Origin of the sequence: Pelagibius sp. (assembly GCF_965227505.1) — a bacterium.
In the GTDB taxonomy this organism is placed as follows: Bacteria; Pseudomonadota; Alphaproteobacteria; order Kiloniellales; family Kiloniellaceae; genus Pelagibius.
On record NZ_OZ245757.1, the window covers coordinates 3784183 to 3809727 of the forward strand.

The window sequence follows — 25545 nt, forward strand, 5'->3', positions numbered from 1 at the left end:
TTGGGAGGAACGGATATGGCTGTGAAACGTCAGCTCAGCATGGTGATGGACTTGAACAAGTGCATCGGCTGTCACACCTGCACCTCCGCTTGCAAGCTGCAATGGACCAACCGGAACGGCCGGGAGTACATGTACTGGAACAACGTCGAAACGATGCCGGGCGCGGGCTACCCCCGCGACTACGCGAAGATGGGCGGCGGCTTCGACGAAGACGGCGCGCTGAGGCTCGGTCAGGAGCCCAGCGCCGAGGACTATGGCGTGCCCTGGGAGTACAATTACGAAGAAGCCCTGATGACCGGCACGGACCCTTGGCTTCGTCCCAACGTCAAACCGACCTGGGGAGCCAACTGGGACGAGGACGAAGGCGAGGGCGACTACCCCAACAGCTATTACTTCTATCTGCCCCGGTTGTGTAACCACTGTGAGAATCCGGCCTGTCTCGCCGCCTGCTCGCGCAACGCGATCTACAAGCGCCAGGAAGACGGGATCGTCCTGATCGATCAGGAGCGCTGCCGCGGTTACCGCTATTGCGTCGGCGCCTGCCCCTACAAGAAGGTCTATTTCAACGAGGAAATCTCAAAGTCTGAGAAATGCATCTTCTGCTATCCGCGGATCGAGAAGGGCCTGCCCACCGCCTGCGCGAAACAATGTGTCGGGCGCATCCGTTGGATCGGCTATCGCGACGATGAAGCGGGCCCGATCCATTTGTTGGTCGAAAAGTACAAGGTGGCTCTGCCGCTGCATCCGGAGTGGGGCACCAAACCGAACGTCTTCTATGTGCCGCCGCTGTCGCCGCCGAGAATCGGAGACGATGGCGCGCCGACGCCGGAGTCGCGGGTGCCGCTCGACTATCTCGAGGGCCTGTTCGGCGACGGCGTCCAGTTGGCGCTGGAGACCTTGACCCGCGAGCGGCAAAAGAAAGCCGAGGGCGGGGAGAGCGAATTGATGGACACACTGATCGGCTATCGCCACGCCGAGATGTTCAAGCTGAGCTGAGGGCGCTCTGGTGTCTGCACCACCAACACACGCGCCCCCGGCAGGGGATTCAGCCGCGCGGGCGGCGGCGAAGGAAACGATCTGGCGGCTTGCGGCCGTCGCGCTGGGTCACCCGGCGCCGGAGCTGCAGGGGGCGTTAGAGAGCGGGGCTTTCCATGCCGCCTTGAACGAGGCCTGGTTCGCGGTGACCGGTCGGCCGTGGCCGAAGAGCAGGCCCTCGACCGACTTCGCGGCCTTGGAATGCGGCTACATCGCGGCCTTTCTCCACGGGCCCAAGGGCAAGCCGGTGGCATCTCTGCTGGCAGGTGACCATGAGCGGCTGCTGGCGGGCCAGGCCCGGCCTGTCTTCATGCTCAACATTTCCGCCTTCTATCGCCACTTTGGCCTAAAGGCGGCGGCCGCGGACGAAGGCCGTGCCGACGAACCCGATCACTTGGCCAGCATGCTCGAATTCATGGCGGTGCTGGTGCATCTGGAGGTGCGGGCACTCCGCCGGAATCGCGACCCTGCGGCCTATCGGCGGGCGCAACGCGATTTTCTGCGCCGCTATCTCGGCCCCCTGCTCCAGGCGGTGGCCGATAGCCTGCGCGGCTGGCCGGTCGAGGCGTTGGATGCCACCATCCGGCAGCTTATCGGGGAACTGCCCGACTGGGCGGACCACCAGGCCGCGGAGCTGGAAGCCCGTGTCGGCCGCTACCGCGATCCCGACACCGGGAATGCCGCCCGTGCAGAAGCAGCGGAGGGTCGCACCACCGCCCCGACCCGTGTCGTCGATCAGAACCTGTGGGGATAGGAGAAAGCAATGACAGCATTCCCTCTGCGCGGTCTTGCTGCCGTGATCTACGCAGTCTCCGCCTTCGCGGTTGCCGCACCAGCTGTCGGCGAGAGTATCGTCGAGGCAAACGTGAAGGCGCTGGAGCCCGGCGACGAGGTTGCGGTGTCGCGGATTCCCGATGGCGTTTATCTGCGCTCGGTCAATGACCCGGATGACATGATCTGGGAGCGGCTGCCGGAGTATCGCACACGGCTGGCCCCGGCACCGCCGGTCCACGAGTCGGTGGCTCTGCGCCTGGACGAGGACGCGCCCGGGATGGATGTTTTCTTCAGCCTGGCGCGGACGTCGGAGCGCTTCTATGTGCGCTTGCGCTGGCGCGACGAGACCCGCGACGCCGCCACCAAGCACGATCGCTTTCGCGATGCTGCGGCGGTGCAGTTCGCGATCGGCGACGAAGAGACCTCCTACATCATGGGCACGGGCCCCGACGCGCCGGTCAACATCTGGTATTGGCGCTCGGACGCGAACCTGGTTGAAGACCTCGCCGCCGGCGGGCCGGGCAGCACGACGCGGCTCGACACGCAGCCGGTCAGCGGCGACAGCCGTTACCTGAGCGGGGAGAAGCCGGCGGCCAACCAATGGGTCGTTGTCATGTCGCGGCCTATCACCACGGCGGGCGAGCACCAGGTTTCCTTTGACCGCGCGCAGGTTCCCATCGCCTTCGCGCTCTGGCAGGGCAAGGATGGTCAGCGAGACGGGCTCAAAAGCGTTTCCGAGGACTGGATCCTCGTCAACCTGGCCGCACGGTAAGGCCGCGCCATGGCGATTGTAGACAAACCTGCGGCCATCGATTGTGGCCTTGGGCACGCCTGCCAGTTCTGCCCCCAGGAGGACATCTGCGCCCTTGATAAACCGCACCACAATCGGGTGCTGATCGAGAACCGCCTGGCCGAGATCGATCAGATTATTTTGGTGCTTGCCAACAAGGGAGGTGTTGGCAAGAGTACGGTCTCCGCCAATCTCGCTGCTGGCCTCGCCCAGCGCGGCTTCAAGGTGGGCGTTGCCGACGCCGACGTCCACGGGCCGAACCAGAGCCGCTTTTTCGGCTTTGCGGGCGAGCGTGTGCGCCTGGGCGACAGCGGTCTGGCGACCCGAGACTATGCCGACCCTTCGATGGCGCAGCCGGTCAAGGTCGGCTCCTTGGCGTTTCTGCTGGAGAACGACGACACGCCGGTGGTCTGGCGCGATGCCTACAAGCATGACTTCGTGCACCACCTTGCCGGCTCCTTTGACTGGGGCCCGCTGGATTTCCTGATCGTCGACATGCCGCCGGGTACGGGCAACGAGTTGATCACGCTCTGCGACATGCTCGAGGGCGCCAATGTGTCGGCCTTGCTGGTCACCACGCCGCAGGCGGTTGCGCTGATGGACAGCATGAAGGCCGCAAGGTTCTGCCATGAACGCGGCCTGCCCATCATCGGCGCTGTGGAGAACATGGCGGGTATGGTCTGTCCGCATTGCGCCGGCGAAATCCACGTCTTTCCCAACGCCGATCTCGAACGCAGCCTGGCCGAGGCCGCCGTCGAGACGGTGGCCCGTGTTCCGCTGGCGATCGAACTTGCCTCGGCTTCCGATGACGGCGTGCCGTTGGTCGTTTCCGCCCCTGAGAGTCCTGCAGCCAAGGCTTTCGCTTCGGTGGTCGAGGCCTGTGCGACGCTCGGCCGGGCCGACTTTGATGGGGCAGTTGCGCGGGCACTTGACGATGTCTTCGCGGAGAACCTCGAGTCTGGCAATCTCGATGAGGCCCTGGCCGGGCTCGATCCCTCGGTGCAGGCCGATATGCGGAACGCGCTGACCCAACTGCTCGGTGAAGAGGCCACGCGGCTGCATGGCGCTGTGTCGGCCGGCGATCAAAAGCGCGGTCAGCCATGACTGTCGCGGCCGCCAGCGCCGGAAAAAGCCGCCGCCATCTGTTCCGCGACCTTTTTCGCGGCGACCCGGCGAACCCGCGCCGCGGGCCCTGGCGAGAAGTCGAGGGCCTGGCCGCCGGCGCGGGCGATGTCTTCTGGTCCGGTTGGGCGTCCGACGGCGAGGTGTTTGTGGTCGGTGATGAGGGGGCGGTCTTCCACTTCGCCGACGCGCTCTGGCGCCGCATCACGGCACCTGCCCCGGTGCCGATCCATGCCATCTGGGGGCTGTCCCGCGACGGTCTCTATGCGGTCGGCTGGATGGGCTCGGTCTTTGCCTTCGACGGCGATGGTTGGCATTTGCTGCGCGGCTGTGTCGTCGGCGAGGACGGCAAGTATGCGGCGGTCGCAGAGAACACGCCGCTGTTCGACCTGATCGGCGATGGTGCGGGCCGGATCTGGGCGGTCGGCGACGACGGCACGATCCTGGCCTGCCGGGACGGTGTCTGGCAGCGAGAGGACAGCGGCACGCGTGCCCACCTGCGCGCCATCGCGCGCCTGCCCGACGGCCGCCTTTTTGCGGCGGGTGGCGACGGCACTCTGCTCACCAGTTCGGGCGACGGCAGCTGGCAGGCCCTTGAATGTCCGCTGCGCACCGGGTTTCAGGCCGCGCTGGCTGTGGGGCCCGACGAGCTGTTGTTGGCGGGCGGGCGTTATTTTGTCGACTGCAACGGCTTTCGCGGCGACCTGCTGCGCTGGCGTGCCGGTCGCTTCGAGACAGTGAAGGCCGAGCAGCCGTTTTCCCGCCTGCGGGCCTTGGCGGCCTATCACGATGGGGCGCTGGCGGTCGGCGACAAGGGTCGGATCTATTTCATCCGGGGCAACCGGGTGGACCGGCTGGAGAGTGCGACCGGGAACGACCTGATGGGCATCGTGCCGTTGCCGACGGGGGAGGCCCTGGCAGTCGGCGACTTCGGCACGGCGATGACGGCGGCGCCGGACTTTCACAAGGCCATTGCGGCACCCAACATCGGCCAGGGAGAGGCCTTGCCCGCCTGGGAGCCCATGGACAGCGGGCTTGACCGCCAGCTCTGGGGTCTTTGGAACGACGCCGCAACGTGTGCGCTCTATGCCTGCGGCGAGGAGGGGGCCGTGTTGCGCTTCGACGGCGCGCGGTGGGAGGCCTTGCCGCCGGTTGGTGCGCTCGGGCTGCATTGCCTCTGCGATGCCGGTGACGGGGGGCTGCTGGCCGCCGGCCAACTGGGCGAGGTCCATCACTTCGACGGCACGACCTGGCGCAAGCATTTTGACCTGCATGTCGACGTGACGATCCTGTCGCTGTGGTCCGACGGTGCCGACAAGATATACGCCGTGGGCGACGAGGGGCTTGTTCTGCATTGGGACGGGGCGAGCTGGGAGCGTATGAACAGCGGCACGAAGTCTGCGCTCTACGGCCTCTGGGGTCGCGATCGGGACCATCTCCTGGCGGTCGGCGACTTCGGCATGATCCTGCGTTGGAACGGCGCACGTTGGGACGAGTTTCATGCCGGCACGGAGAACTTTCTCTTCGACGTCTGGGGCGATGGCCTCGACAACATCTTTGTCGTCGGTCTCTCCGGCACCATCGGACATTTCGACGGTCGGCGTTGGACCCTGACCCCGGCGCGGGCACGCTCGGACCTGCTGGCGGTCTCCGGCGGCGAGAGCGGCGTTTTCGCGGTCGGTGCGGGCGGCACGGCCCTCCGCCACACTGGCCGGGAGTGGCGGCTTGATGTGACGGGCTTCGATGGGGGCCTGCGCGCGGTTGCGGCGGATGGGCCAGAGGGCGTCTTTGCCGCCGGCGATGGCGGCACCATTCTGCGGCGGCGTGGCGCTGATGTCCCTGGGTCAAACCCTGCCCCGTAAACCGTTCTCAGACGCAGAGTTCAACTGTAGGGCCTTGAGCAAATCCTGCCCCCGCAACCAATCCAGCAAGGCCCCGTCCCAAGAACGGGGCCTTGCTGGCTTCCGGATGAGGCGGCCGGACTTGAGCCCGCGACCTCCTGTGGTTACGGAGCCCCCCGATACCATGAAGGCTGAGGGCGTGAAGAAAGCACTCCGGGGGGAGCGCTTTGCTGATCTCGCCTGCCGGTGAGACTCAATCGTGTCCCTTGGCTATCGGCGCATCGGCGATATCGTGCATTGCGGCCAGGAACTGCGCTACCTCGTGTTCGGTGTTGTAGTGGCACATCGACACTCTGATGCAGGAGGCAAGGCCCAGGGGGCGCAGGATGTTGCCGGAGTAGTGGTCGGCCTTGCGCGTGTGCACCCGGATGCCGCTCTCGCGCAGGCGTGTCACGACATCCTCTGAGGTCTCTCCGTCGACAACCATCGAGACAAGGCCTTCGCGGCGTGGATTGTCGACGCCGCCGATGATCTGAACGCGCGGCATGTCGGCCAGTCCCTTAAGATTGCCGGTGCCGAAGAGCATCGCGTCGGTCAGCCGCTTCTCATGGCTATGAATCGCTTCCCCGGCAGCCTGGATACGCGCCCGCGGGTCGGCGGAAGCGGTGAAATGTCCACCCAGCCATTCGAAATAGCGCACGACCTCCGAAAAAGTCGCATAAGCGCCTGCGTCTCTCGTGCCAAGCTCCCAGGGCGCGTTGGGGGCGTCCAGCAAGTGATCGTGGGGCAGGGCGGCGAGCCTGTCAGATACCCAGGCCAGACCATAGCCATGACGCGAGAACACCTTGTAAGGCGAAATTACGTAGCCGTCGATGCCGTAGCTGTCGATGTCGAGCCGCCCGTGGGCAGCGTGCTGGATACCGTCGACGATGATGAAGCAATCTGGCGCCACGGCCCGGATTGCGCCGGCTATCGCGGCAACGTCCACCGACATCCCCGTGACCGGAGAGGTGTGAAGAATCGTTGCAACGCGCGTGTCCTCGGTCAGATGCGGCAGATAAGCCTCCGGATCAACGGAACCGCTGTCCGGGTCGTGGGCGGCGACGAAGTAGTTCTTCCCGGTTTGGTGGCTCCAGCGGTCGCAGGCACTGCGTGTGGCCGGATGTTCCAGCGAGCTGCCGACGATCCGACCGCCCTCGCGGCTGCCGAGACAGGCGGCGCTGATCAGCCGGAACAACAGCTCGGTTCCGCTCTCGCCGACAAAGATCTGACCCTCCGGCGCGTTGAAGAAAACCCGCGTATCGCGCTTGGCTTCGTCGATGATCGACTGCAGCGCGTGGGATGCCGGGTTGCTCCGCCCCTGATTGTCGGGGATCGCGGCCATCTCGGCGGACTTTGCAACCACGGTATTCAGGGTAAGGGCGCCACCTGCGTTCTCGAAGAAAACGCGTGGGCCGTCAAACGGGCAGCTGTCCACATGGGCAAAGCGGCTGCGAATCTCTTCGATCAGGCCTGGTTCGATTTCCACTGTCTTTCTACCTTGCTGCGCCAGGGTCACGGCATTTTCCATGTTGCCGTTGCAAGCGCGGCAAGTTTACCGTCCTCGCTCCAGAGACGGCTTTCCATGAAGGAAATGCTGCGCCCACGGCGGGTGAAGCGGCCTTCGCAGGTCGCCTGACCGACCGGCACGGGGCGCATGAATTGAATCTTCAGTTCGATCGTAGCCCCGGCGCCGGCCACTTTTTTGACGAGATGGCCCATCGAGATATCCATCGCGCTGGCCATCGCACCGCCGTGCAGACTGCCCTGCGGGTTCATTACCATTTCACTGACCGGGAAGGTCACGCGGCAGACCTCCTTTTCCGCATCTGCTGCTTCCTCCGGCAGGTATTCGAATGACAGGCCCAGATAGCGCGCCAGAAAGAAGGTTTCGAAATCCTGGCTGTGTTCGGCCAGCGCGGTTTCGAAGTGGGCGCGCGCTGCGTCGGCGTCGATGCGCCGGGATCTGGCATCCATCAGGAACCCACGAACTCAGGCTTGCGCTTTTCCATGAAAGCGCGGCGTCCCTCAATGTAATCGGCACTTTTGAAACACTCCTTCACCCGCTGCTCGCAGGCGGCAAGGTCGCGGGCGCTTTCGTCCTTCAGCGTCTCGCCGACGATGAACTTCACCGAGGCTACGGTCATGGGCGCATTTGCGGCGATCATCGTTGCGGTGTCCTCGGCGGCCTGTTTCACTGCGCCGTCCGGCACGATCCGGTTGACGAGGCCCATGATGCGGGCTTCCTGGGCGTCGAAGCGACGGGCCGTGAAGAAGATCTCCTTGGCGAAGGCAGGCCCCACGACATTGACCAGACGGTTGATCCCGGCAAAGCCGTAGCCGAGGCCAAGCTTCGCTGCGGGAATGGCGAATTGCGAGCCTTCGCCGCAGATCCGAAGATCGCAGCACAAGGCCAGGGCCACACCGCCGCCGACGCAGAACCCGTCAATCTGGGCGATTGTCGGTTTCGGGAATGCCTCGACCGCATCGTAGACCCGCTTTGTCGTCGTGTTGTAGTGGGCGACGGCCTCTTCGCCGGCGCGCTCGTTTTCAAACTTTGAGATGTCGGCGCCTGAGACGAAAGCTTTGCCGCCCGCCCCGGAGAGAATCAGAATGCGTATCGCGGGGTCCCTGGCGTAGTCATTCAACGCCTTTTCGAAGGCCTCCCACATCTCCAGTGAAACCGCGTTGCGTTTCTCGGGTTGATTGAAGACGATCCGTGCGATCTCGCCGCTGCGTTCCGTGAGTATCCTGTCGGTCATGACCGTATGCCCCGCCTAAGTTGCGCCATCGCGTTTCATGGCCTCGATGTCATCCTTGGTATAGCCGAGTTCGGCAAGAATTTCGTTGCTGTGCTGACCGGCCGTTGGCGGCGGCGCCGCGATTCTGCTCGGCGTCCGGCTCATAATGATCGGTTGGCCGATCAGCTGGGTGTCACCGCGCTCGTGACTGGTGACCGGCTGGGCGAGGCCCAGGTGATGGACCTGAGGGTCCGCGAACACCTGGCCGATGTCGTTGATCTCACCCGCCGGAACGCCTGCGGCGTTCATGATCTCCACCCATGCGGCCGTGGACTTTGACTCTGTGATCGTTTCGATCTCGGCGCCCAGGGCGTCGCGGTTTTCAGACCGTGCGGCTGCGGTTTCGAAGCGTGCATCAGCGATCCAATCCTCACGGCCCAGCGCCTTCGCGAAGCGTTTCCAGATCTCCTCGCCAGCGACCGCGAGGTTCATATGGCCGTTACTGGTGCGGAACACACCCGTGGGGATCGACGTTGGGTGATTGTTGCCGGCCTGCTTCGGCACATCTTTGTCGACAAGGTAACGCGCGCCCTGGAAATCCAGCATGAAGACCTGCGCTTGCAGGAGGGAGGTCTGGACCCACTGTCCGCGCTGAGACACTGCGCGTTCGAGGAGGGCAAGCAAGATTCCCTGCGCAGCCAGAAGCCCGGCACAGAGATCGGCGATCGGGATGCCGACCCGCATCGGCCCTTCCCCGGGTTTTCCGGTAATCGACATCAGCCCTCCCATGCCCTGGGCTATCTGGTCGAAGCCGGGGCGTTCGGCATAGGGGCCGTCCTGACCAAATCCGGAAATCGAAGCGTAGATCAAACCGGGGTTGCTTGCGGCAAGCGTTTCGTAGTCGATGCCCAGGCGTTTTTTGACACCGGGCCGGAAGTTTTCGACCACCACATCGGCGGTATCGGCAAGGCGCCGGAATGCTGCGAGGCCGGCGGGCGACTTCAAATTCAATGTCAGGCTGCGTTTGTTCCGGTGGAGGTTTTGGAAGTCGGGGCCGCTGCGTGGGCCACCCAGCTGCGCGCCATCTGCCGGCGTCTCGATTTTGATGACGTCGGCGCCCCAATCGGCGAGCTGACGCACGCAGGTCGGCCCTGAACGCACGCGCGTGAGATCGAGAACCCGAATGTTCTGGAGTGCCGCGCTGGCTGGTGGGGTCCGCGATGAGGTTCGGGATGGCTTCTGCGTCACTTCCCTGTCAGCGCCGTTTTCCGCCTGGTTCGCGGCCGTTGGTTTGGTCATCGGCGTTCTCCGGCCGTGGATTGAACTTCCCTATTTAATAGGCAGTGGCATTAATGTTGACAATACAAATGTTAAATGTTGACAAAATTGAGCAGGCCGCGTTCACTAGGACGTCATGACATCGGCTCTTAGAACCATTGGCGCACGCCGCGAGACGCTTGCCGGCGAAGTGCGTTCCGAGATCGAACGCTGGATTCTTTCCGGCGAGATCGAGCCCGGCCAGAAGCTCAATGAAGTCGCATTGGCGAATGTGATGGGTGTGAGCCGCGGCACGGTGCGGGAGGCAATTCGCTCGCTCGCGGACTCAGGGCTTATTGTTCTTGTGGCCAACCGAGGCGCCTTTGTGCATCAGCTCACGGTGGACGACATCCGAAATCTCTATGATCTGCGGGGTGCGATCTTTGCCATGGGTTGCGCCGCGGTGGCGCGGCGGATGGCGAGCGAGCGGGACGAAGCGCTGATCTCGGCGCTGCAGAAGAACCTCGAGGACATGCGTGAAGCCTATCGCCGGGACGATCGCCCGGCGTACTACGATCTGAACATCGCCTTTCACGACATGATCCTTGCGGGCGCGCAGAACCCGAAGGCGAAAAGTGCCTACGACGGGCTGGTCAAGGAGATGCACCTTTTTCGCCGCCGCGGGCTGTCCGTGGCGCCGAACATTGCTCAGTCGATAAAGGAACATGCCGCCATCGTGAATGCCATCGCGGCAGGCGATCCAGGCGAGGCGCGCGATGCCGCGACACATCACGTCGAGTCAGGTCTCGCGCGCTTCTTGAAGACGCTTTCTGATGGTGCCGCGGCGGAAGGACGCCCCGAAGGCGATCTTGCGGGGTCGAGCTAGAACAACAACGAAGGCGCGGCCCATGCCGTGCAGATGAAGAAAAGGCTCACATACAAGGGCCGATCTTTCACCAAGGGAGGAAGACATGAAAGACTTATCCAACCCCACGCGCCGTGGTTTCCTTGGCCTTGCGGCGGCAGCCGGCGGCGCTGCTGTGGGCGCATCCTTGCCGCACGCGGTATTCGCCCAGGAGGCGTTTCCCAGCAAGACACTGAACGTGGTCACCCATGCCGGACCCGGCGGTGGAACTGACATCACGACAAGGATGATGATGTTGCGCGGGCGCCGCGTCTTCGGCCAAGACATGGTTGTCGTCAGCAAGCGTGGTGGCAGCGGCGCAGCGGCGCTGATGTACGCAAACGGGCAGCCGCGCGACGGCTATACCTTTCTGACCATTACCCAGAGTCACATTTTCCAGATCATTCAGAAGAAGGTGCCCCTGACCATCGACCAACTCGTCGGTATCGCGCGTGCGACCGACGACCCGACGGTGATCGCCGTACCCACGAACAGCCCCGTTAGCTCGCTGCAGGATGTGATCCGCGCATCCGCCGAGGCGGATGGCGGGCTGAAGTGGGGCACCACCTTTGCAGGCGGAGCCGACCATGTCGGTATCCATAACTTCTGCAAGAAAGCCGAAGACATTCCTTACACCATTGTGCCGTTCCAGGGCGGTGGCGACATCGTCACCAGCCTGGTGGGTGGTAATGTCGATATTGCGATCCTCAACTATGCCGAAGGGGAAAGCCAGTTTGCTGCGGGCGATCTCAAACCGGTTGTTGCATTGTCCGCAGAGCGTATTTCCGGCATCCCAGACGTTCCGACGGCGGTCGAGCAGGGGATCGAAGCCTATGCTTCCACCGTGCGCGGGTTCGCTGCGCTGTCGGGCGTGCCTGAAGATCGGATGAAGACCCTCCAGGACGGCCTCGTCACCGCCATGAGCCACTCGGCCTATCAAAGCTACCTTGAAAGTGGTGGCATGACCTCGGCTTCGGTTGTCGGTATGGACGAGTGGAACGCACACATCGAGCGTATCTTCGTTGAGAGCGAGACGGCTCTTAAGGAACTCGGCCTCATCTGATGAGCGCGGAAACCAGGAGCGGGCGGCCGGCGGAAGCGGGCCGCCTGCCGCGCGACTTTCTTGTCGGCGTCGTGCTGTTGGCATTCTGCGCGGTCACCTACTGGGTGTCACTCGGGATCGCGGAAGCACCCGCGGCTCTTGCGCAGAACGTTCAGCCCGCAACCTTTCCGAGGTTGATTCTGGCGATCATCGCAGTGCTGACGGTATTGATGATGGCTTTGGGATTCGGGCAAACCGAGCCGGCCCGGCGCACACCGAAGCTCGTCGTGCTGATGACGGGTGCTCTCATGATCGCTTTCGTGATTGCATTCGGTGTGCTCGGGTCCCTGGCGGCCATGATCGTGTTTTGCCTGGTGATGCCCATCGTCTGGGGAGAAAAGCTGTCGCCAAAGCTCATCGCTTATGCGCTGGCCTTTCCATTGGCGGTGTATCTGATCTTCGATGTCGGGCTTGGCGTCTACTTCCCACCAGGTGTCATCGAAAACCTCATCGACTCAGTAATTTGAAGCGTAGCGCCGATCAGAAGGCGCTGGCAGAGCAAGGACGAGAACACGGATGGAGGCTTTTCTTACAGCTCTATCGGCATTTTCCGATCCCTACCTCCTGGGCATCGTAGTCCTTGGAACTCTTGGCGGAGTCCTGGTGGGGGCGATGCCGGGCCTGAGTTCGACCATGGCGACCGCCCTACTGCTGCCCTTCACGCTCACCATGGAGCCGATCCCGGCGATCGCCTTGCTGTCGGCGCTCTATTGTGCGGGGACCTTCGGGGGGTCGATCACCGCGATCCTGGTGAACGCGCCGGGTGCGCCGCCGGCGGCGGCCACGGCCTTCGATGGTTATCCGCTCGCACAGAGAGGTTTCGCCGGCAAGGCTCTGGGTCTTGCTGCCGTATCGAGTGTGATTGGCGGTATCTTCTCGGTCGTCGTGCTGATTGTTGCCGCACCGCTTCTGTCGCGGGTCGCCTACAACTTCGGTCCGCCGGAGTACTTCGCGCTGGCGGTGTTCGGCTTGTCGATGCTGGCCACCATCAGTGGCGAAAGTGCGCTGAAAAACCTTATCGGCGGCGCCATCGGCGTTCTGATTGCAACGGTCGGGATGGATTTTACCACCGGGATTGAGCGTTTCACCTTCGGAAACTGGGAGCTGTCGGAAGGTATCCACTTCATCCCGGTAATGATCGGTCTCTTTGCCGGAGCGGAGTTCATCAAGCAAGCCGGAAAGCTGGATCAAAAGCGCTTCCGTGTGCCCTTGAACGCCGTAAAGCTGCCCACGCGCCAGGACATCAAGACCTGTCTGGGCACCATCGCGCGGTCTTGCGGCATCGGCTCGTTCATCGGGCTCCTGCCAGCCGAAGGCGGCACGGTAGCGGCAATGATGGGTTACAACGAGGCCAAGCGCTTCGCCAAGGACAAGTCGCAGTTCGGCAAGGGCGACCCGCGGGGGATCGCGGGCCCCGAGGCGGCCAACAACGCCGCAACCGGTGCGGCGATGGTGCCAACGCTGGCGTTGGGTATCCCTGGCAGCGCCACGACGGCGATCATTCTTGGCGCGCTCCTGGTGCATGGATTGCGCCCGGGCCCGCATCTCTTCACCGAACAGCCAACGCTGCTTTATTCGATCTTCCTGGCGATGCTCATCGCCAATTTCGCCTTTGCCACCTTCGGCTTCATTGGCGCCAAGATCTTTGCGCGCATCACGCTGATTCCGACCGAATACCTTTGGCCCGCTGTGTTCATCCTGGCCTGCGTCGGTTCATATGCGCTTGAACAGGCCATGCTGGATATCTGGGTCATGATCACCGCCGGAGTCCTCGGTTTCGTCATGCAGCGTTTCGGGTTTTCGGCGGCGCCGATCATCATGGGGCTGATTCTCGGCAAGCTTGTCGAAGGCACGCTCAAGCAGTCGTTGATCATCTTCGACCACTCGTGGTTTGGTTTTCTCGAGCGGCCGATTGTCTTGGTCTTCCTGTCTTTGACCTTGCTTTCCATGTCCTTGCCGTTGATCAGTGAGATGCGTGCCCGTCGGCGCCGGGCGGCGCGGGAAGGCTGATGCCGGGCATTGCGGCTGTCGAGGCCAGAGTTCACAAGCCACCCGCCGCAGCCGACGACCCCGCGCCTTACGCGGGCGCTGACAGCTTTGTCTTCGTGCGGTTGCGATTGCGGCTCTCGGACGGGCGCGAAGGCGAGGGCTATACCGGCAGGTTTCTGGCGGCCGAAGTTGCACACTTCCTGAACGGATCGGTGGCAGAGGCGCTGGTCGGATGCGATCCCCTGGCCGAACCGGATCTCCTGTCGGTCCTTGTACGGCGCTTCAATCCACGGCAGATGACCGGGGTCGTGGTATCGGCGTTCTCCGCGCTCGACATTGCGTTGCACGATCTGCGCGCCAAGTCGGCGGGCGTCTCCCTTGCAACACTGCTCGGAGGGCGTCGGCCGGCTGCACCCGTACACGTGACCTGCGGGTTTCCAGCGCTCGGTACTGATGCGCTGGCTTCCGCCTGCTCGAAAGAGATAGAGGGCGGTGCCGCGGGCGTAAAGATGCTCGTGGCCGCCAGGGGGCGCAGCGCCGCGGAAGATGCAGAGAGGGTGCGCGCGGTGCGGGCGGCGATTGGCGAGCGGGCCGACCTGATCGTCGATGCCAATTGCGGCTACGATCTCGACGCTGCGCGGAGCTTTCAGCGGCAGACGGCGGATCTGGTGTTGGCCTGGTTCGAAGAACCGCTGCATGGCAATGACCCGGGCGACCTGGCAGCGCTGGCGGCGGACCGGATCCATCCGATCGGGGCCGGGCAGATGGAGCAGTCGCGCGAGCGGTTTCGTCAGCTAGAAGCCGCCGGAGTCTCGGTCTTGCAGCCGAACGCGGTGTTTGCGGGGGGGATCGGGGCTGCGATCGCGGTCGCTCAGCAAGCACGGGGGAACGGCAGGACGGTGAGCCCGGCCGGTGGCTGGGATATCGTGAACATCCATTGGATGTGCGGCGCCGTTGATCAGGGACCGGTGGAGTTGCATCGTGCGCAAGACCGCATCACGAGGCTGGTAAGGGGCTCTGCGCCTTCGTTGCCGATCGCCGACGGCTGTCTTGCTCCGCCGAGCGGGGCGGGGTTGGGCCTTCTGCCGGATGAAGCTGGGCTTGCGGCCTGTGCCCTGTGAGGACGCGATCGTAGGGGCGGCGTGTCTTCGGCGATACCGCGGCGGTCGGGTTGCTGCAGGCGCGCCGAAACTGCATCTTCGGCGCTCCGGCTTTGGCCCACAGTTTGGTCGAACTCGATCATGAGAGCTGGGCTTCTTGCCGTCGATCCTGTTCTTTGGCGCGATTTTCCTATCGTCCATTTCCAGGCCGTTAAGTCGGGTCCCGATCCGGTCGAGGTCGGCGCTGTGGATCCTGATCGCAGGGCTCCCGTTTATTGCCTCCCTCGGGAGCCTGACCGGATTGATGCAGCAGGGGGTTCGGCGCGAACGGGAATCCCGTCTCGCCAGGTTCTCTGGAACCTTCGGGCTACCGTGAGAGGTTCGGCACCGCACCTTCCGCAGGCTATTGGTCATTATCCGGCAGCTTGAGAGACTCTCTCCCAGGACCGGTACCTCCAACTGAACTGCTACAGCAGTCGAATGTCGGTCTCGGCGGTTTCTGGAAAGACGAGCGAGCCCTCGAATGGATCACGGCCTGCGGGTTTGTCATCCGCTCATAGAGCTGGCGCTAACGAGACCATCGCCCTCAAGGGTTTGAATGCACGCTTGAAAGCGTCCGACAAGTGGGTTGATTTCCTGAAGTCGACTACAGACGCAAAAGGACAGGCTTGGAAGGCCTTCTGAGACTTTCTTGTAGAGCACACTTGGAACCCGCCATTGTGACAGCGGCTCGACAACGAAACCGACACCCAGGCCGGCAGATACAAGAGTAAGCAAAGAGATCGAATTATCAGCCTCGAAGGCTATGTTCGGCTTGAACCCCGCAGAAAGGAAGCTCTCGAAGAGTCTTCCGTGGATAACCGGGCCGACATCACGACGAACCATGATGATGTCTTCGTCCTTCAATGACCTAAGGCTGATGGTCTCTTCTGACGCGAGGGGATGAAGATGTGACATCGCGCATAAATAGCTGTGGGTCGCAAAGACCTGATACGTCAGACCCTCCTCGAAAACCGGTGGATGAAGAAGGGCTACGTCCAGTTCCGATTGGGCGATAGCTTCTTCGAGAGCATGCGACGTGCGTTGGACAAGGTGTAGTCTTACACGAGGATTGTCTTCTTGAAATCGCCGCACAATATGGGACAAAACAGTGAGCGCGGTGATGGCGGTATAGCCGATACGTAGATTGCCTTCATCCCCTTCCTTGATCCTATCGGCGCTACGCTGCGCTTCTCGCGCTGCATCGACTGCGGCGACCGCCCGCGGAAGGAACAATTGCCCTTGTTCGGTCAGAACAAGGCCCCGCCCTTGACGCCTGAACAACGCAAATCCCGCCTCATCTTCAAGGCGCTTAAGGCGCGCCGTGAGGGCCGGTTGGGTCACATTCAGGGTCCGGGCCGCGGCACGAACCCCACCCGCCCTGACGACCTCGACGAAGCATTGGAGGGTCTTCGAGTCCATAACGAATTGATAAACGCCGGTGATCGGTAGTGGAAGAAGCTTCGATCAGAAATCTGCAAATGGATCACCATCTCCACCGTGAGGCTGCGGACCGCAGGCCTTTGCGCAGATCACGATCGGAGAGGGTCCAATGAACAGACGACAGTTCGTTTCCGCTGCTGGCGCGATGACGGCGGCCGGATCGCTGGGTGTATTGGGCACGCCCGCAATCGCTCAGAAGGCAATCCGTTGGCAGATGGTCTCGCGATGGCCCGACGAGTTTCCTGACCAAATGGCGTCCGGGCGCCGGCTCGCTGAGCGGATCACTCAAATGTCCGACGGTCGTCTGTCGGTCGAGGTCGTCGGGCCCCGCGACCTCGGCGATTATCGCGATACCTTCGATAGAGTGTCGTCCGGTGAAATCGCCATGGCGCGGAGCCTTTCCTATGATTGGCGTGATCGTGGCCTGGCATTCGAGATGTTCACTGTTGTGCCTCTTGGCATGACGGAAGCGGAGCGCACGATCTGGATACAAGATCTTGGCGGACAGGCGCTTTGGGACGATCTGTTTGGCGCGTTCGGCGTAAAACCGTTCCTGGCGGGGTCGCTCGGGCCGCAGTCCTTCGGCTGGTTCGCGGAGCCGATCCGATCGCTTGACGATCTACGGGGTTTGCGATACCGGACCACGGGGATCAACGTCCCGATCATGCGTGAGCTCGGCGTGCGCCCCGTCAGTATGCCGCGTACCGAAATCGGGCCGCGCTTCGAAGCAGGCGAACTCGATGCGTTTGAACTCGTAGGGCCGGCCGTCGACCTCGCGTACGATCTCCACCTTTTCCTGCCCTACTATCTCTTCCCCTCGTTCCATCAGACTGCCGGATCGATCCAGTTGATCGTGAACCGCGAGATGTACGAGAGCCTTCCGGAGGATCTGCAGGCAATTGTCGCCAATGCTGCTCAGGCCGAACACGTTGCAAACCTGACACGGGTGCACGCCAGCAACATCGCTGCGCTGCAGGTTCTCAAGGAGCAGCACAACGTCATGATTAGCACCGTTCCGGACGACGTTCTGACCCGGATCGGCGAGGTGGCGAGCGACATTCTTTCGGCAGCACGAGACGAAGCGTCGTCGGAGCACCGACGGGTGTTTGACAGTTTTGTCACCGCCCGTGCCCAGATCCGCGAATGGATTGAACTCTCGGAAGGCAACTTCATGCGCAGTCGTGCGCTTCCCTTCAGCTATCCTTCTGCAGGATAGAAGCGCCACCGGGTTGGCGCGCAGGGTTCCATGGCCGGGCAAACCTGGCTCTTCCTGTCAGGAGGCTCAGTCTGCATGGCCGGATGACCCTCGCAGCTGCCTGACTGTAAGAAATGACAGTCCGTCAACGATCCCTGGCCTTCCCCACTGAATGGATCCACTCAACCGCGCCCGCCCCGCCAGGCCGAACTGTGCAGCTCTGCGGTTCGATTCGGCGTGGCTTTTCATGCTGCTGCCTGGAAGACGCCCTCTTGCCAATCACATAAGTCTGTGCTTATCTGTTTTCATGATCGAGAATGAGGTTTTCAAAGCCCTGGCCGATCCGACCCGCCGTTCCATCTTCGAGAAGCTGGCGGCCGGGGGCATGAACGCCAGTGCCTTGCGCAAAGGCATGGCGATCAGCCAGCCGGCCATGTCCCAGCACCTCTCGGTTCTGCGCAGGGCAAGGCTGGTGCGGGAGGAGCGGCAGGGACGTTTCGTGAACTACGAGGTTGACCCGGATGGCCTGGCGCTCATCGCCCGGTGGCTTGCAAAGTATCGCGCCTACTGGCCCGCGCGGATCGACTCTCTGAAGGCACTGCTGAAGGATATGGAGTGATGGACGAACCGAAGAGTGACGGGCGGAAAGCGGACGTGGTGCTCGAATACGAACTCGATGCGGCGCCGGAAAAGGTCTGGCGGGCGATCAGTCTGCCCGAGTTTCGCGAGCAATGGCTGCCGGAAGGAGACCTGGCCGACAGGCAGCCGATTTCGTCCGAGCCGGGGGAGGAGGTTCGCTACAGAATGAAGGACAGCGAGCCGCCCTTCCTCGAAAGCGTGGTGACCTTCCAGGTCCGCCCCGGCGCCGACGGCGGCACCATCCTGCGGATCGTTCACGGGCTGGTGGACGAACGTCTGGAACCGCGGCCCCTCGAGGCCGCGAACAGCAACCGCCCCTGCCTTCTGCTTGCTGCCTGAAATCGACGGTCGGCAATGGGCCGGTCAGCAATGGGCCGGTCAGCAATGGATAGTGTGGAAGAGAGGAGTTCGCCGATGCGCGAAGCGATGCAACTCGTCCCCATGGTCATCGAGCAGTCAAGTCGGGGCGAACGGTCCTTCGACATCTACTCGCGGCTTCTGCGCGAGCGCATCGTCTTTCTCAACGGCGAGGTCAATGACACCGTGTCCGCACTGGTGTGTGCGCAACTCCTCTTCCTGGAGGCCGAGAATCCGAAGAAGCCGATCCACTTCTATATCAACTCGCCCGGCGGCGTGGTGACCAGCGGCCTCGCCATGTACGACACCATGCGGTACATCAAGGCGCCGGTACACACGCTCTGCATGGGAACCGCGCGCTCCATGGGGTCGTTTCTCCTGATGGCGGGCGAGCCGGGCGAGCGGGTGGCCCTGCCCAATGCCAGTCTCCATGTCCACCAGCCCTTGGGCGGCTTCCAGGGGCAGGCATCGGATGTCCTGATCCATGCCGAGGAAATGCAAAAGACCAAACGCCGTATGATCAGGCTTTATGCCGAGAACTGCGGGCGCAGTGAAGAGGAGGTCGAGCGCACCCTCGACAGAGACCACTTCATGACCGCCGAAGAGGCTCTGGACTGGGGACTGATCGACCGCATCCTCAAGGAAGGGGAGGCGAGCACCGGAAGCGGCGCCGACAACGGTAGCGAGAGTTAGACCCCTGCCAAGGCACGTGGGGGAAGCGTCGTTCCGACGCGCCTTGGGTCAGGCGCCGAAACCCGCCACGGTGCCGCCGACGACGGTGTGGATGAGACGCCAGGGCTCCGCGCAGTCGACCACGGTGACATCGGCGCGGGCGCCGATTTCCAGCGTTCCGCGATCGTGCAGCCCCATCGCTTCGGCCGGATTCCCGGATACAAGGCTCCAGGCCTCCGGCAAAGACAGCACGCCGCGGCCGACGAGCCGTTCGGCGGCATGCAACAGGCTGGGGTAGTAGTAGTCGGATGCAAGCACCGTGCAGAGGCCGTCGCGGATGGCGTCCTCTGCGGACATCGCCCCGGTATGGCTGCCGCCACGAATGACGTTCGGGCCGCCCATGATGACGTGTTCGCCGCTCGCCACGGCATCCGACGCCACCTCGGGGGCAAGCGGAAACTCGCAGACGCTCATGCCCAGGCCCCGGTGAAGCGCCCGCTCGCCCGGGGTGCTTTCGTCATGGGACAGCATGACGGCGCCATGGCTTCCGGCCAGCTCCGCGACCTTCCGGATCTTGGCCGGAACCTCCGGCGCGCGCCGCCCGACGGCTTCGACCTCGGCCAGATACTGCTCCCGCGTCATGCCGGCACGCAGCGCCCAGCTGTCGAGCTTCTTGTGGTTGCCGGCTTTCACCTTTTCCAGTGTCGCTGTTGTGTGGTCGTTGAACGCGACCGCGGGGGTCGGCCGCTGCGCCAACCAGAGCATCAGATCGTCGATGGCGTCGTGGGCAAAGGTCTCCCAGCGCAGTTGAACGCGGTGATCGGCCACGAAGCGGGCGCGCAGTGCCTCAAGCCCCTCCATGAACCGGCGTCCGGCCGCAAGGCTGCGGGCGCCGGGTTCCCATGAGACCGTCAGGCCGTGGAAGGCGGTCGTAATGCCGTTGGCCAGCAACTGCCGGTCGACCGAACCCATCGCAATCGGAAAGGCGATATCGACGCCGGGGCGCGGATGCAGTTCGAGTTCGAAAGCATCGCCGTGAACGTCGACGATCCCCGGCAGCACGCAGTATCCGCGGCAGTCGATGTACAAGGCATCGGCTGCGGGCGATTCGACAATCCGGCCCTCGGCGATGTGCAGGTCGGCGGGTTCTAGCTCGCCCTGCGGCGTCAGCATCCGGCCGCCCGTCAGGCACACAGACGTTTGCATGTTTCTTCCCCCGAAGCTGCCGACTGCATGAAATGGCCACCGCCTCGCCGCCGCGAGCCCAGGGGTATAGCCCACCCGTGGACGAAATGGAAACCTCGAGGTCGGGGTCAGCCTGCCCAAGGCGGGCGCCGCTGCCGGCGGGGTCATGCCTGCCGCGGGCTACGGGCGGCAATGAAGATTCTGTTGCAGTTTTGAGAAGCTCTCGCCGTGCACGGTCGCCGTTCGTGCGGACTCAGCCTTTCGGTCTCAGAAGCTGCAGGATCAGATCGCAGTGTCCCTCGCGGACAGGGTCCACGGGAAAACGCGCCTCGAGCGATTCAAGTTCCGAGAACATCTGCCGGGAGATGGAGAGGGTCACCACCGGGCCGAAAATGAGGTGCACCATGCCCAGGCGATCATGCTGCACAAAGGCGCCTGCCTGCTCTCCCGCATCGAGGATCGCGTTCACGATGTCATGCTGCTGCTGGATAAAGCCGTCGTGAAACGCCTGCGCCACCTCGGGAATCTGGCGCGAGACCTCGGCGATGAGCGGCGACATGCGCCCCACCGGCGAGTCGATCGTAATCCGGTAGATCTCCGTCAGGGCCCGGCGCAGGCGTTCTTCATGGTCCAGGCCGCCGTCGTCCAGGATCTGCTGCAGTTTTCGGACCGCCACATCGTAGCCGTCGGTCACGCAGGCTACGAACAGCGCCTCCTTGCTGGGAAAGTGGTGATACAGGCTTGCCTTCTGTATGCCGCAGGCCCGGGCCAGTGCACTCATCGAGGTGCCGGCATAGCCCTTTTCCAGGAACAGGGCCGTGGCCAGGGTCAGGATTTCCGCCCGGCGGGACGAACGCTCCGCGCCCGTGTCGTTTTCCGGTTCGGAAACCGGCCTCGCCCCACTTTTTTGCATTGACGCATCCCTCAGCCGATCTAGATAGCCTACCGACCGGACGGTTGGTTCTTAAAACATAGGGTATTCCCGCCATGCGGCAAGGTTTCATGCAGGTGTACGCGGCCCCGGCGGCCATCGCCAGCCTTCTGTTTGCAGTCAGCCTCTTGTTTGCGGCCGGCCTTCTGCTCGCAGGAAGGGCGGGTGCGGAGGACGGGGCCAGGGTGCAGGACGGGGGCGTTCCCGCCGTCAAGGTGGTCACGGCGGAGGCCGCCGGGGCTTTCGAGACCCGGAGCTTCTTCGGCCGGGTGCGGGCGCGCGAGACCGTCGACCTGTCCTTCGAGGTCGGGGGGCGACTCGAGATTCTGGACGCGGTCGAGGGCGACCGCGTTGACCGGGGCAGCCCTCTGGCGCGTCTCGATCAGGCGCCCTTCAAGCGGGCCGTCGAGCGGGCCGAGGTCACGTTGCGGCAGGAGAACCGCCGCTTCGAGCGTGCCGCAAAGCTGATGCAGAGCAGCGCGGGGTCGCGTGTACGCCTGGAAGATGCGGAGACGAGCCGGGACCTTGCCGCCGTGGCGCTCCGCGAGGCGCGCGACGATCTGGAAGACGCGACAATCCTGGCGCCTTTCGACGGTCTTGTCGCCGAGCGGCTGACCCCGAACTTCACCAACGTCGAGCCGGGCCGCCCGATCCTCCGCCTGCACGACATGTCCGAGGTCCGCGTGGAACTCGATCTGCCGGAGAGGCTGCTGATCCAGGCCGGCGACCCCGCGCAGATCCGCTTCATGGTCCGGATGCCGGATCAGGACGGTGCGGTCGCCGTGCGCTTTGTTGAGTTTCACGCCCAGACCGATCGGGTGGGGCAGAGCTACATCGTCACGCTGGCCTTTCCGGATGCGAAGAGTGTGTTCCTGGTGCCCGGCGCCTCGGTGACCGTCATCGCCGAACTGCCCGCCCCGAAGGCTGGCCTCGTCCTGCCTGCGTCTGCCCTGCTGATCGGGCCGGAACGGAACGCCTCGGTTCTGGTCCTTGAAACCTCCGAAGGCGGGCTGGCCGGCCTTGCCGTGCTGCGCCGCCAGCCGGTCGACGTCCGCTCCCGGACCGGCACGCGCTTTCTCGTCACGGGGCTGCCGGAAGGCGCCGAGGTGGTGGCGGTCGGCGGACATCTGCTTCGCGAGGGCCAGGCGGTGCGGCGCTACACCCGCCTTGTGGTCGAGGAACGCTGAGCCATGCAGATCGCCCGCTTTTCAATCGAAAAGCCGCTCTACACCTGGCTGCTGATCCTGATCTGCCTCTTCGGCGGCTTCGCGGGATACCTCGCGGTCGGCAAGCTGGAGGATCCGGTCTTCACCTTGAAGTCCGCCCTGGTGATCACCGCCTACCCGGGCGCCACCGCGTCGGAGGTGGCTGTCGAGGTTTCGGAGGTTCTGGAAAGCGAAATCCAGAAGATGGACGAAGTCGACGTGATCACCTCCCGCAACACGCCGGGACTGTCGGTGATCGAAGTGGAAATCAAGGACCGCTTCGACGGCGGGGACCTGCCGCAGATCTGGGACGACCTGCGCGACCGGGTTGCCGACGCTGTGCCGTTTCTGCCCCCCGGGGCCGCTGTGCCGGACGTGGACGACGGCTTCGGCGATGTCTACGGCCTGTACTATGCCGTGACGGCGCCGGGCTTCAGCGACGATGAGATCTGGGAGATCGCGACTTTCCTGCGGCGCGAAGTTCTCACCGTCACCGGTGTCGCCGATGCGGAGGTTACCGGCCTGCCGGAAGAGGCGATCTTCGTGGAGCCGTTCAGCCGGACGCTCGCCAACCTGGGGGTGCCGCCGACCGTGATCGTGGATGCGGTCAGTCGCGCCGATGCCGTGGTGCCCGCGGGTTCCGCGGACGACGAGACGCGCAAGGTCAGGGTGGACCCGCCGCGCGGCGAAGACAGCATCCGTGAGATCGGCGCTCTGACCTTTGGGTTTGAGGGCGAGGTCCTCAACCTCCTCGATGTCGCCGACGTCACGCGCAGCCGGGTCGACGACCCGGTGCAGATTGTCCGCCACAACGGTGTGGAGGCCTTCACGCTGGGCATTGCCGGGCTGACCTCGGCGAACATCGTCACCGTCGGCGAAGCGGTCGAGCAGCGGCTTGCGGAGGTTGCGCCGCTGCTGCCCGTCGGCGTGACCATCGCGCCGATCTATGAGCAGCACAGGGTCGTCGAGAGCGCCAACCTGGAAGTGTTGAGAGGCCTGGGGCTGTCGCTTGCCATCGTGATTGCCGTGCTGGCCCTGTTCATGGGCTGGCGGGCCGCTGTGGTGGTCGGGGCCACGCTCTTGCTCACCATCAGCCTGACCTTCCTCTTCATGGCGTTCTTTGACATCAAGGTGGAGCGCATCAGCCTCGGCGCCCTGATCATTGCCATGGGCATGCTCGTCGACAACGCCATCGTGGTCGCCGAAGGCATGCAGGTGGAGATGCGCAAGGGGCGCACTGCCCGGGATGCCGCCGCGGAGGTGGCGCGCAGGACGCAGATCCCGCTGTTGGGGGCCACCGCTATCGGTGTCATGGCCTTTGCGGGGATCGGCCTCAGCCCGGACAGCTCCGGCGAGTTCCTGTTCTCGCTCTTTGCCGTTATCGGCATCTCGCTGATGCTGTCCTGGCTTCTCGCCATCACCGCGACGCCCCTGCTGGCCAGCTACATCTTTCCGGTCGGCGGCCTTGGCGAGGGCGAAGGAGCCTATGGCGGCAGGTTCTTTCGCGGCTATGCGGTGCTGGTGCGCGGAGCCCTGCGCCGCCGCTGGCTTGTCATTCTTGGTCTTGTCGGCGGGACGGTTGCCTGTATCGGGGCCTTCGGCATGGTGACCCAGCAGTTCTTTCCGCCGGCCAATACGCCGCTCTTTTATCTCAACTACAAGGCGGCGCAGGGAACCTCGATCCATGAGACCGCCGCCGATCTCGCCGTGATCGAAGAGTGGCTGCTTCAGCGCGACGATGTCGAAGCCGTCACCGCGACCGCCGGCCGCAGCCTGACCCGCTTCTTGCTGACCTATCAGCCTGAGAACCCGGAACCCAGCCATGGCGAACTCGTCATCAGGGCGAAAAGCTTCGACGCCATCCCGAAGCTGCGCGACGACCTGGCCGTCTTTGCGCGCTCGGTGCTGCCCTGGGCGCAGACCCGCGTCGAGCAGATCATCTACGGCCCCCCGGTCAGCGCCGACGTCGAGGTGCGCCTTTCCGGACCCGACCCCGACGTGTTGCGGCGTCTGGCGGAGGAGGCGCGCGGGCTGTTCGAAACCGGCAGCGGCCTGCTTCTGGCCGAGCAGACGGACTGGAGCGAGCGCGAGCTTGTCACCCGGCCGATCTATGCCAGCGACCGCGGTCAGGCGCTGGGCGTCGAACGCAGGGACGTCGCACAGGCGATCGCCCTGGCAACCGACGGCATCCGCGCCGGTACTTTTCGGGAGCGGGACCGACTGATCCCCATCGTCATTCGCAGCCCCCGCGAGGAGATGACGGCCGACGGCCGGTTGCTCGACCAGATTGTCTATGCACCGGCCAGCGGCGCCTACACCACCCTGAACCAGGTCATCGACGGCTTTGAGGTGGTGTCGCGGGATACGGCAATCGAACGGCGAAACCGGGAGCCGACGGTCAGCGCTCAGGCTTTCACCGTTCCGGGCATCCTGCCGCCGGCCGCCTTCGCCGAGGTCCGCCCGCTGGTCGAAGCCATGCAGCTGCCGCCCGGTTATCGGATGGAGTGGGGCGGCGAGTTCGAGAGCGCCACCGAGGCGCAGACGAGTCTCGGAATGCAGATGCCTCTGTCCTTCGGGACGATGCTGCTGATCACGATCCTGCTGTTCGGAAAGCTGCGTCAGACCGCCGTCATCTGGACCATTGTGCCGATGGCCGTGAACGGTGTCGCCCTTGGCCTGCTGCTCAGCGGTCTGCCCTTCAGCTTCACGGCCATGCTCGGGCTGCTGAGCCTTTCCGGGATGCTGATCAAGAACGCCATTGTCCTGGTCGAGGAGATCGACCTGCAGAAGGCGGAACAGAGGCTGCCACAGTCGGCGGCGATCGTTGCCGCCTCGGTCAGTCGTCTGAGGCCCGTGGCGCTGGCGGCTGCGACGACCATCCTCGGCATGGTGCCGCTGCTCTTCGATGTCTTCTTCGCCTCGATGGCGGTGACCATCATGTGCGGTCTCGGCTTCGCCTCCATCCTCACGCTCTTCGGCGTACCGGTGCTCTACCACACCTACCTGCGCAAGGAGCGCCGCGCGGAAGCGATGGGCACGCTGCCAGAGTCGTCACCTGTCGACCGCGAAGCCATGCCGTCCGATGCCGTGAAGAAGGCCGCTGGTCTCGCCGCGGAATGAGCGGTCGGAAGTCGCACCGGTTGACGCCATGATCAAGACCGAGCGGCAATATTGCGACCATCCAA

23 protein-coding genes are annotated in these 25545 nt (G+C 63.9%); 16 read left to right on the forward strand and 7 right to left on the reverse strand.

Features of this window, described 5'->3' with window-relative positions; all coding sequences use genetic code 11:
* Positions 1-15: 15 nt before the first annotated feature.
* The 5 genes from clrB to ACO06P_RS17810 all read left to right on the forward strand — a co-directional run bounded on the left by clrB (position 16) and on the right by ACO06P_RS17810 (position 5583).
* Positions 16-996 (forward strand): chlorate reductase subunit beta, encoded by a 981-nt coding sequence (clrB, locus tag ACO06P_RS17790; protein ID WP_420346558.1) that lies wholly within the window; start codon positions 16-18, stop codon positions 994-996.
* Positions 997-1159: 163 nt separating this feature from the next.
* Positions 1160-1789, forward strand: a complete 630-nt coding sequence (locus ACO06P_RS17795) for a molecular chaperone TorD family protein (RefSeq protein WP_420346559.1) — start codon at positions 1160-1162, stop codon at positions 1787-1789.
* Between the two features lie 9 nt (positions 1790-1798).
* Entirely contained in the window at positions 1799-2581 is a 783-nt protein-coding gene (locus ACO06P_RS17800; protein WP_420346560.1) for an ethylbenzene dehydrogenase-related protein, read from the forward strand.
* A gap of 9 nt (positions 2582-2590) precedes the next feature.
* Positions 2591-3703: a P-loop NTPase gene (locus ACO06P_RS17805; RefSeq protein WP_420346561.1), complete on the forward strand. Its 1113-nt coding sequence runs from the start codon at positions 2591-2593 to the stop codon at positions 3701-3703.
* Positions 3700-5583: a WD40/YVTN/BNR-like repeat-containing protein gene (locus ACO06P_RS17810; protein WP_420346562.1), complete on the forward strand. Its 1884-nt coding sequence runs from the start codon at positions 3700-3702 to the stop codon at positions 5581-5583. The genes ACO06P_RS17805 and ACO06P_RS17810 overlap by 4 nt, the downstream gene beginning before the upstream one ends.
* A 232-nt stretch (positions 5584-5815) precedes the next feature.
* Here the strand turns inward: ACO06P_RS17810 and ACO06P_RS17815 are convergent, their stop codons facing one another.
* From ACO06P_RS17815 to ACO06P_RS17830, 4 genes are read right to left on the reverse strand one after another with little or no spacing between them, the layout of a single operon-like run.
* Positions 5816-7090: an aminotransferase class V-fold PLP-dependent enzyme gene (locus ACO06P_RS17815; protein WP_420346563.1), complete on the reverse strand. Its 1275-nt coding sequence runs from the start codon at positions 7088-7090 to the stop codon at positions 5816-5818.
* Between the two features lie 26 nt (positions 7091-7116).
* A complete protein-coding gene (locus ACO06P_RS17820; protein ID WP_420346564.1) occupies positions 7117-7578 on the reverse strand; it encodes a PaaI family thioesterase in 462 nt (153 codons plus the stop codon).
* Positions 7578-8363: an enoyl-CoA hydratase gene (locus tag ACO06P_RS17825; RefSeq protein WP_420346565.1), complete on the reverse strand. Its 786-nt coding sequence runs from the start codon at positions 8361-8363 to the stop codon at positions 7578-7580. The genes ACO06P_RS17820 and ACO06P_RS17825 overlap by 1 nt, the downstream gene beginning before the upstream one ends.
* A gap of 15 nt (positions 8364-8378) precedes the next feature.
* Positions 8379-9641, reverse strand: coding sequence for a CaiB/BaiF CoA transferase family protein (locus tag ACO06P_RS17830; RefSeq protein ID WP_420346566.1), 1263 nt, complete (start codon positions 9639-9641; stop codon positions 8379-8381).
* Between the two features lie 115 nt (positions 9642-9756).
* On the opposite strand from ACO06P_RS17830, the gene ACO06P_RS17835 reads away from it, so the two are divergent.
* From ACO06P_RS17835 to ACO06P_RS17855, 5 genes are all read left to right on the forward strand, one after another.
* The gene (locus ACO06P_RS17835) at positions 9757-10485 is read left to right on the forward strand and encodes a GntR family transcriptional regulator (RefSeq protein WP_420346567.1); all 729 of its coding nucleotides are present in this window, start codon (positions 9757-9759) and stop codon (positions 10483-10485) included.
* A gap of 85 nt (positions 10486-10570) precedes the next feature.
* On the forward strand, positions 10571-11566 hold the full coding sequence (locus ACO06P_RS17840; protein WP_420346568.1) for a Bug family tripartite tricarboxylate transporter substrate binding protein: 996 nt from the start codon (positions 10571-10573) through the stop codon (positions 11564-11566).
* A complete protein-coding gene (locus ACO06P_RS17845; protein WP_420346569.1) occupies positions 11566-12072 on the forward strand; it encodes a tripartite tricarboxylate transporter TctB family protein in 507 nt (168 codons plus the stop codon). The genes ACO06P_RS17840 and ACO06P_RS17845 overlap by 1 nt, the downstream gene beginning before the upstream one ends.
* Before the next feature lie 49 nt (positions 12073-12121).
* Entirely contained in the window at positions 12122-13615 is a 1494-nt protein-coding gene (locus tag ACO06P_RS17850; protein ID WP_420346570.1) for a tripartite tricarboxylate transporter permease, read from the forward strand.
* Positions 13615-14715: a mandelate racemase/muconate lactonizing enzyme family protein gene (locus ACO06P_RS17855; protein ID WP_420346571.1), complete on the forward strand. Its 1101-nt coding sequence runs from the start codon at positions 13615-13617 to the stop codon at positions 14713-14715. The genes ACO06P_RS17850 and ACO06P_RS17855 overlap by 1 nt, the downstream gene beginning before the upstream one ends.
* Before the next feature lie 525 nt (positions 14716-15240).
* Here the strand turns inward: ACO06P_RS17855 and ACO06P_RS17860 are convergent.
* Complete coding sequence (locus ACO06P_RS17860) at positions 15241-16155, reverse strand: LysR substrate-binding domain-containing protein (protein WP_420346572.1); 915 nt, start codon at positions 16153-16155, stop codon at positions 15241-15243.
* Between the two features lie 130 nt (positions 16156-16285).
* Here ACO06P_RS17860 and ACO06P_RS17865 point away from each other — a divergent pair, with 130 nt between their 5' ends.
* From ACO06P_RS17865 to ACO06P_RS17880, 4 genes are all read left to right on the forward strand, one after another.
* Positions 16286-17392: a TRAP transporter substrate-binding protein gene (locus ACO06P_RS17865; protein WP_420346573.1), complete on the forward strand. Its 1107-nt coding sequence runs from the start codon at positions 16286-16288 to the stop codon at positions 17390-17392.
* A gap of 286 nt (positions 17393-17678) precedes the next feature.
* The gene (locus ACO06P_RS17870; protein ID WP_420346574.1) at positions 17679-17990 is read left to right on the forward strand and encodes an ArsR/SmtB family transcription factor; all 312 of its coding nucleotides are present in this window, start codon (positions 17679-17681) and stop codon (positions 17988-17990) included.
* Positions 17990-18349: an SRPBCC family protein gene (locus ACO06P_RS17875; protein WP_420346575.1), complete on the forward strand. Its 360-nt coding sequence runs from the start codon at positions 17990-17992 to the stop codon at positions 18347-18349. The genes ACO06P_RS17870 and ACO06P_RS17875 overlap by 1 nt, the downstream gene beginning before the upstream one ends.
* A 75-nt stretch (positions 18350-18424) precedes the next feature.
* Positions 18425-19060 (forward strand): ATP-dependent Clp protease proteolytic subunit, encoded by a 636-nt coding sequence (locus ACO06P_RS17880; RefSeq protein ID WP_420346576.1) that lies wholly within the window; start codon positions 18425-18427, stop codon positions 19058-19060.
* A gap of 48 nt (positions 19061-19108) precedes the next feature.
* On the opposite strand, the gene ACO06P_RS17885 is transcribed toward ACO06P_RS17880, so the two are convergent.
* Both ACO06P_RS17885 and ACO06P_RS17890 read right to left on the reverse strand, forming a co-directional pair.
* On the reverse strand, positions 19109-20245 hold the full coding sequence (locus ACO06P_RS17885; RefSeq protein WP_420346577.1) for an alpha-D-ribose 1-methylphosphonate 5-triphosphate diphosphatase: 1137 nt from the start codon (positions 20243-20245) through the stop codon (positions 19109-19111).
* Positions 20246-20477: 232 nt separating this feature from the next.
* A complete protein-coding gene (locus ACO06P_RS17890) occupies positions 20478-21137 on the reverse strand; it encodes a TetR/AcrR family transcriptional regulator (protein WP_420346578.1) in 660 nt (219 codons plus the stop codon).
* Between the two features lie 89 nt (positions 21138-21226).
* Between ACO06P_RS17890 and ACO06P_RS17895 the strand changes: the two genes are divergently transcribed.
* Positions 21227-22342, forward strand: a complete 1116-nt coding sequence (locus ACO06P_RS17895; protein WP_420346579.1) for an efflux RND transporter periplasmic adaptor subunit — start codon at positions 21227-21229, stop codon at positions 22340-22342.
* A 3-nt stretch (positions 22343-22345) separates the two neighbouring features.
* The gene (locus ACO06P_RS17900; protein ID WP_420346580.1) at positions 22346-25480 is read left to right on the forward strand and encodes an efflux RND transporter permease subunit; all 3135 of its coding nucleotides are present in this window, start codon (positions 22346-22348) and stop codon (positions 25478-25480) included.
* Positions 25481-25545: the final 65 nt, after the last annotated feature.

Coding starts and splice junctions, on each gene's coding strand:
- ACO06P_RS17850 (WP_420346570.1), top strand. CDS start 12,122: ATGGAGGCTTTTCTTACAGCTCTATCGGCATTTTCCGATCCCTACCTC.
- ACO06P_RS17835 (WP_420346567.1), top strand. CDS start 9,757: ATGACATCGGCTCTTAGAACCATTGGCGCACGCCGCGAGACGCTTGCC.
- ACO06P_RS17900 (WP_420346580.1), top strand. CDS start 22,346: ATGCAGATCGCCCGCTTTTCAATCGAAAAGCCGCTCTACACCTGGCTG.
- ACO06P_RS17875 (WP_420346575.1), top strand. CDS start 17,990: ATGGACGAACCGAAGAGTGACGGGCGGAAAGCGGACGTGGTGCTCGAA.
- ACO06P_RS17885 (WP_420346577.1), bottom strand. CDS start 20,245: ATGCAAACGTCTGTGTGCCTGACGGGCGGCCGGATGCTGACGCCGCAG.
- ACO06P_RS17830 (WP_420346566.1), bottom strand. CDS start 9,641: ATGACCAAACCAACGGCCGCGAACCAGGCGGAAAACGGCGCTGACAGG.
- ACO06P_RS17840 (WP_420346568.1), top strand. CDS start 10,571: ATGAAAGACTTATCCAACCCCACGCGCCGTGGTTTCCTTGGCCTTGCG.
- ACO06P_RS17855 (WP_420346571.1), top strand. CDS start 13,615: ATGCCGGGCATTGCGGCTGTCGAGGCCAGAGTTCACAAGCCACCCGCC.
- ACO06P_RS17820 (WP_420346564.1), bottom strand. CDS start 7,578: ATGGATGCCAGATCCCGGCGCATCGACGCCGACGCAGCGCGCGCCCAC.
- ACO06P_RS17845 (WP_420346569.1), top strand. CDS start 11,566: ATGAGCGCGGAAACCAGGAGCGGGCGGCCGGCGGAAGCGGGCCGCCTG.
- clrB (WP_420346558.1), top strand. CDS start 16: ATGGCTGTGAAACGTCAGCTCAGCATGGTGATGGACTTGAACAAGTGC.
- ACO06P_RS17800 (WP_420346560.1), top strand. CDS start 1,799: ATGACAGCATTCCCTCTGCGCGGTCTTGCTGCCGTGATCTACGCAGTC.
- ACO06P_RS17880 (WP_420346576.1), top strand. CDS start 18,425: ATGCGCGAAGCGATGCAACTCGTCCCCATGGTCATCGAGCAGTCAAGT.
- ACO06P_RS17825 (WP_420346565.1), bottom strand. CDS start 8,363: ATGACCGACAGGATACTCACGGAACGCAGCGGCGAGATCGCACGGATC.
- ACO06P_RS17805 (WP_420346561.1), top strand. CDS start 2,591: ATGGCGATTGTAGACAAACCTGCGGCCATCGATTGTGGCCTTGGGCAC.
- ACO06P_RS17870 (WP_420346574.1), top strand. CDS start 17,679: ATGATCGAGAATGAGGTTTTCAAAGCCCTGGCCGATCCGACCCGCCGT.
- ACO06P_RS17890 (WP_420346578.1), bottom strand. CDS start 21,137: ATGCAAAAAAGTGGGGCGAGGCCGGTTTCCGAACCGGAAAACGACACG.
- ACO06P_RS17860 (WP_420346572.1), bottom strand. CDS start 16,155: ATGGACTCGAAGACCCTCCAATGCTTCGTCGAGGTCGTCAGGGCGGGT.
- ACO06P_RS17895 (WP_420346579.1), top strand. CDS start 21,227: ATGCAGGTGTACGCGGCCCCGGCGGCCATCGCCAGCCTTCTGTTTGCA.
- ACO06P_RS17865 (WP_420346573.1), top strand. CDS start 16,286: ATGAACAGACGACAGTTCGTTTCCGCTGCTGGCGCGATGACGGCGGCC.
- ACO06P_RS17810 (WP_420346562.1), top strand. CDS start 3,700: ATGACTGTCGCGGCCGCCAGCGCCGGAAAAAGCCGCCGCCATCTGTTC.